We start from the raw sequence: 1,644 nt of genomic DNA, 5'->3' as shown, positions 1-1,644 counted from the left end.
GTCATTCGGCGGGGTGATGCCGCGCGCTGGGCTTGTCGAGGGCCTTTTCTTCCCGGCGCAGCACAAGGACGCCGATCCCTGCGACCGCAAGGGCGATGACGGGAACGATGAACTCGAACAGTGTCATTCCTGCACCTCTTTCCGCATCCTGCCCAGAATATAGTGGGAAACGCCGTGCATTGCGAGTCCGGTTCCCGTCCACCACGCCGTTGCCCATGATGCATTGAACAGGCTGTCCGCCAGCGGGCGCAGCACGGCAAAGCCGATCATGCCGATGCCCAGCGCGTTGATGAACCCCGCAAACAGCTTCACCCGCTCGTTATAGGCCGCCAGCGCGTCGCGTTCCGTCACCATGCAACCCCTCCTTGCACCGCCCATGTGCGCCCGCTCATATACCCCGGCCAACCAAGGGGACGCCATGACGCCACACGCCTTCATCGCCAAGTGGCGCAATGTCGAACTCAAGGAACGCAGCGCGGCGCAGGCGCATTTCCTGGACCTCTGCCGCCTGCTGGGCATTGACGACCCGGTGACGGCGGACCCTAGGGGCGACTGGTTCACCTTCGAGAAGGGGGCGACCAAGACCAGCGGCGGCGAAGGCTGGGCGGACGTGTGGCGGCGCGGCTGCTTTGCCTGGGAATACAAGGGCAAGCGGAAAGACCTGAAGGCCGCCTTTGCCCAGCTTCAGCAATATGCCGTGGCGCTGGAGAACCCGCCGCTGCTGATCGTGTCCGACATGGACCGCATCCAGCTTCACACCAACTGGACGAACACCGTCCAGCAGGTCCATGACATCGCCCTGGACGAGCTGGCCGACGCGGCGAAACGCGACCTGCTGAAAGCCGCCTTCACCGACCCCGAGCGGCTGCGCCCGGCCAAGACCCGGCAGGGGCTGACCGAGGAAGCCGCCGGCCGCTTTGCCGCCCTTGCCATGAACCTGCGCCGCCGGGGGCACGAGGCCCACGCTGTCGCGCATTTCGTCAATCGGCTGATCTTCTGCCTGTTCGCCGAGGACGTGAACCTGCTGCCCGACCGCATGTTCCAGCGGATGATCGAACATGCCCAGCGTCAGCCCCGGATGTTCCAGACCCATGCCGCGACCCTGTTTGCCGCGATGCAGTCGGGCGGCATGGTCGGCTTTGAACAGGTGGAATGGTTCAACGGCGGGCTGTTCGACCATGCCGAGGCCCTGCCGCTGGAAGCCGACGACGTGAACGAGCTGCTTGCGGCGTCCCGGCTGGACTGGTCGGAGATCGACCCCTCGATCATGGGCACGCTGTTCGAACGCGGCCTTGACCCCGACAAGCGCAGCCAGCTTGGCGCGCATTACACCGACCGCGACAAGATCATGCAGATTGTCGAGCCGGTCATCATCCGCCCCCTGCTGGCCGAATGGGACGCCGCGCAGGCGCAAATCCGCGCCGCCCTGGACAAGGCCGCAGCGGCACGCAGTCCCGCCGCCCGCACCCGCGCCCACAAGGAAGCCGAAGCGTTCAAGGAAGCCTTCCTTGAACGGCTGGCGGGCTTCCGGGTGCTGGATCCGGCCTGTGGGTCGGGAAACTTCCTGTATCTGGCGCTCTTGTCGCTCAAGGACCTGGAACACCGCGTCAACCTGGATGCCGAGGCGATGGGCCTGCCGCGCGG

General features: G+C 65.8%; 3 protein-coding genes. 1 reads left to right on the top strand and 2 read right to left on the bottom strand.

The genetic code is table 11. The annotated features are described in order from the left end of the window. Position 1: 1 nt before the first annotated feature. The gene (locus Q4F04_RS10240; RefSeq protein WP_303369730.1) at positions 2–127 is read right to left on the bottom strand and encodes a hypothetical protein; all 126 of its coding nucleotides are present in this window, start codon (positions 125–127) and stop codon (positions 2–4) included. Further along, complete coding sequence (locus Q4F04_RS10235; protein WP_303369729.1) at positions 124–354, bottom strand: hypothetical protein; 231 nt, start codon at positions 352–354, stop codon at positions 124–126. The genes Q4F04_RS10240 and Q4F04_RS10235 overlap by 4 nt, the downstream gene beginning before the upstream one ends. A gap of 64 nt (positions 355–418) precedes the next feature. On the opposite strand from Q4F04_RS10235, the gene Q4F04_RS10230 reads away from it, so the two are divergent. Beyond that, positions 419–1,644, top strand: a 1,226-nt coding sequence (locus Q4F04_RS10230) for a type IIL restriction-modification enzyme MmeI (RefSeq protein WP_368660714.1), incomplete at its 3' end; no start/stop codon positions are given.

Origin of the sequence: Paracoccus sp. (in: a-proteobacteria) (assembly GCF_030536915.1) — a bacterium.
GTDB lineage: Bacteria > Pseudomonadota > Alphaproteobacteria > Rhodobacterales > Rhodobacteraceae > Paracoccus.
This window is presented reverse-complemented; position numbering and strand designations above follow the sequence as displayed.

Excerpts from the sequence above, each read along its gene's own strand:
- Q4F04_RS10240 (WP_303369730.1), bottom strand. The coding sequence starts at position 127 with ATGACACTGTTCGAGTTCATCGTTCCCGTCATCGCCCTTGCGGTCGCA.
- Q4F04_RS10235 (WP_303369729.1), bottom strand. The coding sequence starts at position 354 with ATGGTGACGGAACGCGACGCGCTGGCGGCCTATAACGAGCGGGTGAAG.